The following is a 6800-nucleotide window of genomic DNA, read 5'->3' as shown; positions in this document are numbered from 1 at the left end:
CGGTGTGTGTGGGGCTGCTCTCGGGGCCGGCGGTCTCGCTGCGCGCGGCCCGCGGGGGGTGGGGGACCCCCCCCCCCCCGGCGCGCCCGTCGTGCCTTCGATATTTTCAGAAGAGGGGGATGACCATGTACGTACCCACCACCTTCCAGCCGGTCGTGACGGAGCGGTTGGTCCTGCGCCTGTTCACGGCGGACGACATCGAGGACATGTACGCGTACCAGGGGCTGCCCGAGGTGGCCAGGTACCTCTACCGGCAGCCGCGCGACCGCGCCCGCTGCGCCGAGGTGATCGAACGCTTCAGCCAGGGCACCCACTGGAAGGAGGACGGCGACAACCTCACCCTCGCGGTATGCCGCCGTGACACCCCCGGGGTGATCGGCGAGGTCACCGTCACGCTGTCCAGCGCTTACGCCAGGCAGGCCGAGATCGGCTGGACCTTCCACCCCGGGCACGGAGGCCGGGGCTATGCCACGGAGGCCGCACTCGCACTCCGCGACCTGGCCTTTCGCGAGCTGTCCGTGCACCGTCTGTACGCCCGACTCGACGCGGAGAACAGAGCGTCCGAGCGGATCTGCGAGCGACTGTCGATGCGCCGTGAGGCGCACCTGATCGACAACGACCGCAACGACTGGGGCTGGGGCAGCGAGTACGTCTACGCGATCCTCGCCCGGGAGGCTGCCGACTCCGCGGAACCGCGGCCCTGAGGCTGGCGGCCCTGGGGCCGGAGCTACGTGCCCGGCTCCGGCCCGTACCACTGGAGGGGCCGGCCGGTCACTGCCGCGATGCCCTCGAAGTCGTGGTCCCGGTGCAGGAGAGTGAGCCCCCGCAGCTCCGCTGTGGCGGCCACCACCAGGTCCACCGCACCGGCGCTACGGTGCTTGCCCTGCTTGGTGAGCGCCTCCTGGACCTGCCAGGCCCGGTCGTAGGCGCGGTCGTCGACCGGGACACAGCCGAAGATCAACCGGATGTCCTCGATGCCCCGTGCTCTGTCGGCAGCCGATCGGGCGCTGAAGGAGAAAATCCAACTCGGTGGTGGGGCAGGTGGCACTGAGACCGGCTGCCGCCGCCTGGTCCCAGGCTCGCCGAAGCAAGCGGCCCTCCGTGCAGCCGTGAACTGCGGCGGCGGCCTCAGTTGCGGCAGCCGCATCCGGCTGCGCTCTTGGCCGCGCTGACGGTGACGGCCGGGTCGGCCGCCTTCTCGTCAGGAGAGCAGCAGGCGGTGACTCCGCAGCACGGGTCGTCCGCGGGAGTGGTGGCGGCGCCCGGCTTGGTGGCGCGGACGATGGCGGAGTGCATCCCGTCGGCGACCGCGTGGGTCGGGGTGATCTCGATCTCCGTGAAGCCGGCCGTTTCCAGGCCTGCCCGGTATTCGGCGAAGGACAGGGCGCCTGCGACGCAGCCGACGTAGTCGCCGCGCTCGGCCCGCTGGTCGGCGGTGAGGGTGTCGTCGGCGACGACGTCGGAGACGCCGATCCGGCCGCCTGGCTTGAGCACGCGGAACGTCTCGGCGAACACGGCGGGTTTGTCGACGGACAGGTTGATCACGCAGTTGGAGATCACCACGTCGATGGTGCCCGCGGGCAGCGGGATCGCCTCGATGGTGCCCTTGAGGAACTCGACGTTGGTCGCACCCGCGTTCGCGGCGTTGGTGAGGGCGAGGGCGAGCATCTCCTCGGTCATGTCCAGGCCGTACGCCTTGCCGGTCGGGCCGACGCGACGGGCGGAGAGCAGGACGTCGATGCCGCCGCCGGAGCCGAGGTCGAGTACGCGCTCGCCCTCGCGCAGTTCGGCGACGGCGGTGGGGTTGCCGCAGCCGAGGGAGGCGGCGACGGCTTCCGCGGGGAGCGCGTCGCGCTCGTCGGCGGCGTAGAGGGTCGAACCGAAGTTCTCGTCGACCTCGACCGGCTCGGGCCCGCAGCAGGCGGCGGTGCCCTCGGCGACCTTCACAGCCGCTGCGGCGTAGCGCCGGCGGACGGTCTCGCGCAGGTCGGTGGACTGCTCGCTCATGGCTCACTCCCAGGTGACGGGGCATGGCATGCCCCTGAACTGCCTGTATTGGTGTTCTTCGATTCAAGCTTGCATCTTGAATTGAAAAACGTCAACATAGACACATGTCGAAACAAGAGCTCGGGCTGATCGGCCAGGACGCGGCCTGCTGCCCGGGACTGTCCGCCGCACCGCTGGACGACGAGCAGGCCGCCGACCTGGCGAAGGTCTTCAAGGCTCTGGGGGATCCGGTCCGGCTGCGCCTGATGTCGATGATCGTCTCGCGCGGCGATGGCGGTGAGATCTGCGTGTGCGAGCTGACCCCGGCCTTCGACCTGTCCCAGCCGACGATCTCCCACCACCTCAAGCTGCTGCGCCAGGCCGGCCTCATCGACTGCGAGCGGCGCGGGACCTGGGTCTACTACTGGGCGCTGCCCGGGGTCTTGGACAAGCTCGCCGCGTTCCTGACCGGCCCGAGGACCGTCGGAGCCCGCGCGTGAAGGCTCCGCTCAGCCGCCGCGCCGCCGCGGAGGCGGTCGGGACCGCGCTGCTGGTGGCGGTGGTGGTCGGATCCGGCATGCAGGCCACCGAGCTGAAGCGCGATGTCGGGGTGCAAACTGCTTGCCAACTCCCTCGCCACGGTATTCGGCCTGGGAGTGCTGATCCTGCTGTTCGGGCCGGTGTCCGGCGCGCACTTCAACCCGGTCGTCAGCTTCGCCGCCTGGTTCACCAGTCGCCGCAGCGCGGATGGTCTGGCCCTGCGGGACGTCGCCGTGTACGTGCCCGCTCAGATCGCGGGCAGGATCGGCGGCGCGGTCCTGGCCGACGCGATGTTCGCCAAGCCCTTGACCTGCTGCGTGCGCCCCCGGCTACCGGTCCAGCAGGTGCTGCATGACGGTTTCGGGAACAGCCGGGTTCGCTGCGGCGTGGGCGGCGGTCGCGGTGTCGTGCAGGAGGGCTGCCAGGACGCGGGTGGGCAGGCGGGGGTCGGCCGCTGCTTCGTCTCTGATGTGCTGGTGGGGGTCATCGAGCAGGCGGATCACGGATTCGGTGGACAGGCGCGGGTCGCGCAGGGCGCCCCAGCGGACACCTGGGTCCGCGTCCCTACTGAACCGTTCCACCAGTTCGACGCTCGACTCCGGATCGAGGAGTGCGAGCTTGCGCACAAGAGGGTTGGGATCGGCCGCGTAGCGGATGGTCCCGTGCCGGGGGAAGTTGGGATGCTCGACCATCCGTGCGGCTGAGTAGCCGTCCCAGCTCCGCACCATTTCCAGGAGTACGTCGGCCGGGGCCTGGGCGCAGTGTTCGGCCAGGAAGAGCCGGACAACCCAGTCCTCGTCGCGCGCCAGCAGGTCGACCACGTCGAGTGGCAGGTTCTTCGCGCAGGCGGCACTGCGGCGGAGCATCACGTGCGCGGAGGTGGCGCAGCGGCGCATGGCCTCCTCGTCGTCCTCCAGCTCCCGGACCCACGGCAGCGGGGAGCAGCGGGCCTTGGGGTCGAACTCGAACTCTATTCGGGAGCGTTGTGCTTCGGTGAGGTCCGGGCGGATGGAGATCAGCCGGCGGATGTGGGGGTCCGGGTCCTGGCCGAGCAGGGTCACCAGGTCGGCGTCCAGGTTCGGGTTCTGCGCCGTTGCACCGTGCAATTCGGTCTCGGTGCGGTGGACCAGGTCCTTGGCCAGCTCGCGGCTGAGCACGCAGGTACCGGCGGCACGTTCTCGGTGCCTGTCACTGGGGAGTTCGGCGAAGTCAGCCGCAGAGAGCGGCGTGGAGCGGTGGTGCCGCAGAACGGCTTCGGCTCGCACCCCGGCGTCGGGGTCCGCGAGAAGGACCGCCTGCGCCGAAGGGGCCAGGTGAGTCCAGGCGCGCGGGGCGGCTGCGGCGCGCACCTGGGGGTCCGGATCGACGGCGAGTGCCGCAAGAAGCCGCACCGGCAGGTCGCGGTGGAGAGCCAGTTCGGCGCGTACGCGCGGGCTGGGATCGGCGGCGAGCTGGGCGTACGTCGCATCGGTGAGTGGTGATCGGCCGTCCACGGCGCACGTGAGGAGTATCCACCGGTGATGCGGCTCCGGATCGTGGAAGAGTTCGGCGCGCTGGTCGGCGTTGAGCAGCCATCGTTCCGCCAGACCTTTGCGTACCCGCCACTCGGGGTGCGCGACCCAGGCCCGGACCACGTCCTCGGGCAGTTCCCGGTGGATCAGCCAGGACGGGAGCCGCTCCTCAGGGCCGACGTCGAGGAGACGGTGCAGCACGGGCGCGGACGCGGCGCGGTTCCTGGCCAGCCCTTCACGCCACGCTCCGCGCAACCTGGCAGGGGCGGTCTTCCCTCGCAGGACGCTGTTCCAGCCGGCCTCGCGCTCCTCCGCGCTCTCGACTGCCCGGGCCTGTGCCGACGATTCCAGCCAGTCGGTGAACGGGGCGATGGCGATGAACCAGACCGCGTACTCCTCGGTGGTGGCGCCCAGAACGCTCTCTCCGTCCAGGGACATGGCCACGAATTCCGGTTGGCCCGGCTTCGGGCCGAGGTGCCCGGCCAGGTCCCAGCGCTCCGCCAACCGCACTCTGGTCCAGTGGCCGCGCTCGCAGCAGGTGCAGCCCTGGTTGGCGACGCTGATCAGGAACTCCCCGTCGGTGTTGATCACGTCGTGCTCGACAGCGAGCCGGTGCCACTGCTGGTTCGACTCGGTGACCAGGTCGGGATGGGCGTTCGGCACAGCGAGCGTGGGGTCCGTGTTCCCTGCGATCACCGGCCGCCAAGCGGCCGCCGCGGGCCGTGCGGCGAAGACCCGGCCGTGCCCGACCACCTCCAGGCCGGCGCGATGGAGTAGTTCGCTCAGTGCGCTCTTCCCGTCCGTCATGACGACCATCTTCCGCTACGGCGAATGGTGCGAAGCCGCGAACCGATGGCCATGCCTGTCACAGGAGTTGGGGGCGAGGGGCGGCAATTCGACGCCCGGCGGGCGAATTTGTGCAGTGAGGTACCATCTCGTATGGCGTAATGGAAGTCAGCGCCTGTGCAGCACCGTGCGTTGGGTCTGTGGTTACCTCGCCGTCGATTCGGCCGCACGCGAGCACTTGTCACGCCGGGGGTGCCCGCTCTCAGGATATCCGGAGAGCGCGTTCTTCCCACTGCGCGCTACCGGGTGGCGGCAATCTTCGCTGCCCGCACGAGCCTCGCCCATTTCACCGGTAGTGGTTTGCAGGCTCCTTTCTGGAGACGACGTGAAAATCCTCCCCGAGATCTCTCGCACGCTGAGTGAATACCTCCTCATCCCCGGCCTGACCACAGAGGCCTGCACGCCGGACAACGTGGATCTCGGGGCGCCACTGGTGCGTCACCGAGTCGGCGAGGAGTCGGCCGTTCGGATCGCCACGCCCATGGTGAGCGCCGTGATGCAGGCGGTGTCGTCGCCGACGCTGGCGGTGGCCCTGGCGCAGGTCGGCGGGCTGTCGTTCATCCACCAGAACCAGCAGATCGAGGACCAGGCCGCGGACGTACTGGCGGTCAAGCGGCACAAGGCCGGCTTCCGCACCAGCGAGGTCACCGTGGCGCCGGGGACGCCTCTCGGCGAGGTCGCATACCGGCTCTCGAAGACGGAGCAGGGCGTGGCCGTGGTCACGCAGAGCGGTGAAGCGGGCGGCGAGTTCCTCGGCATCATCAGCCTCGACGACTTCCACCTGGAGCGTCACGGGGCCTCGGAGAACGCCGGCAACCGCATGCGGGGCCGCGACAACCTGGTCACCGCTCCCGCCTCCGTCTCGCTGTCCGAGGCCAATGAGCTCATCTGGCAGCATCATCTGGACGTGCTGCCGGTGCTCGAGGACGGCCGGGTCGCCTCCCTGGTCCTCAAGCGGGACTACCAGGCCCACAAGACGTACAACCGTGCCACGGTGGACAGCGAAAAGCGTCTGCGCGTGGGTGCCGGTATCAATTCGCGTGACTTCAAGGATCGTATTCCCGCCCTGGTGGAGGCCGGTGCGGACGTGCTGTGCCTGGACTCCTCCGATGGCTATTCCGTGTACCAGGCGAAGACCCTCGAATTCGCCCGGGAGACATACGGGGACGATGCCTTCGTCGGTGCGGGGAACGTCGTCGACGGCCGGGCGTTCCGTTATCTGGCCGACGCGGGCGCGGCGTTCGTGAAGGTGGGGATCGGCGGCGGTGCCATCTGCACCACGCGGGAGCAGAAGGGCATCGGCCGCGGTCAGGCCTCCGCGCTGCTCGATGTGGTCGAGGCGCGCGACGCATACGCCCAGGAGACCGGCGTGTACGTGCCGCTGTGCTGCGACGGCGGTCTGCTCAACGACTCGCACATGGCGATGGCCCTGGCGATGGGGGCGGACTTCATCATGCTCGGCCGCTACTTCGCCCGGCTCGACGAGAGCCCGTCCCGCAAGCTGCAGATCGGCGGCCAGTGGTACAAGGAGTACTGGGGCGAGGGCTCGCGGCGCGCGCAGAACGCGGCCCGCTACGGCCAGCGCGGCCAGATGGTCTTCGAGGAGGGCGTCGACGGCTACGTCCCGTACGCGGGCAGCCTGTACGACAACGTGGAGCGCACCCGGGCGAAGCTGATCTCCACCATGATCAGCTGCGGGTCGACGAACCTGCGGGACTTCCACCGGGACGCGGTGCTGGCCCCGGTGTCGGCGGAGTCGTTCAAGCAGACCGGCGCCGAGATCGAGGTACGCCGGCCCGCCATCGACGCCGGGGAGTGAGCCTGCCGACCGGACGGCCCCGGGCCCTCGGCCGGCGTGGCCCACGGCCCGGGGCGGCCCCCCCCCACACGCGCGCCCCCCCCGGGCCGGGCTCCCCC

At 70.1% G+C, this 6800-nt stretch carries 5 protein-coding genes and 2 pseudogenes; 4 read left to right on the top strand and 3 right to left on the bottom strand.

Features of this window, described 5'->3' with window-relative positions; translation table 11 throughout:
- The first annotated feature begins 119 nt into the window (after positions 1-119).
- The gene (locus ACFWI9_RS28905) at positions 120-704 is read left to right on the top strand and encodes a GNAT family N-acetyltransferase (RefSeq protein WP_387166514.1); all 585 of its coding nucleotides are present in this window, start codon (positions 120-122) and stop codon (positions 702-704) included.
- A gap of 23 nt (positions 705-727) precedes the next feature.
- Here the strand turns inward: ACFWI9_RS28905 and ACFWI9_RS28900 are convergent.
- Together ACFWI9_RS28900 and arsM are read right to left on the bottom strand one after the other, a co-directional pair.
- Positions 728-1076: pseudogene (locus tag ACFWI9_RS28900) on the bottom strand (PIN domain-containing protein); the annotation flags it as partial.
- Positions 1077-1128: 52 nt separating this feature from the next.
- Positions 1129-2007 (bottom strand): arsenite methyltransferase, encoded by an 879-nt coding sequence (arsM, locus tag ACFWI9_RS28895; protein WP_387166511.1) that lies wholly within the window; start codon positions 2005-2007, stop codon positions 1129-1131.
- A 104-nt stretch (positions 2008-2111) separates the two neighbouring features.
- Between arsM and ACFWI9_RS28890 the strand changes: the two genes are divergently transcribed.
- Together ACFWI9_RS28890 and ACFWI9_RS28885 are read left to right on the top strand one after the other, a co-directional pair.
- Positions 2112-2486, top strand: coding sequence for an ArsR/SmtB family transcription factor (locus ACFWI9_RS28890; protein ID WP_387166508.1), 375 nt, complete (start codon positions 2112-2114; stop codon positions 2484-2486).
- Positions 2483-2834 (top strand): annotated as a pseudogene (locus ACFWI9_RS28885) (aquaporin); the annotation flags it as partial. The gene ACFWI9_RS28890 and the pseudogene ACFWI9_RS28885, both read left to right, overlap by 4 nt.
- A 21-nt stretch (positions 2835-2855) precedes the next feature.
- Here ACFWI9_RS28885 and ACFWI9_RS28880 read toward each other — a convergent pair.
- Positions 2856-4844: a PE-PGRS family protein gene (locus ACFWI9_RS28880; RefSeq protein WP_387166505.1), complete on the bottom strand. Its 1989-nt coding sequence runs from the start codon at positions 4842-4844 to the stop codon at positions 2856-2858.
- 364 nt (positions 4845-5208) lie between these two features.
- Here ACFWI9_RS28880 and ACFWI9_RS28875 point away from each other — a divergent pair, with 364 nt between their 5' ends.
- Positions 5209-6702 (top strand): IMP dehydrogenase, encoded by a 1494-nt coding sequence (locus ACFWI9_RS28875; protein ID WP_387166502.1) that lies wholly within the window; start codon positions 5209-5211, stop codon positions 6700-6702.
- Positions 6703-6800 lie beyond the last annotated feature (98 nt).

This window comes from Streptomyces sp. NPDC127084, assembly GCF_042724175.1.
Classification (GTDB): domain Bacteria; phylum Actinomycetota; class Actinomycetes; order Streptomycetales; family Streptomycetaceae; genus Streptomyces.
Note: the sequence above shows the minus strand (reverse complement) of the source record. Positions and strands in the feature narration are given on the sequence as shown.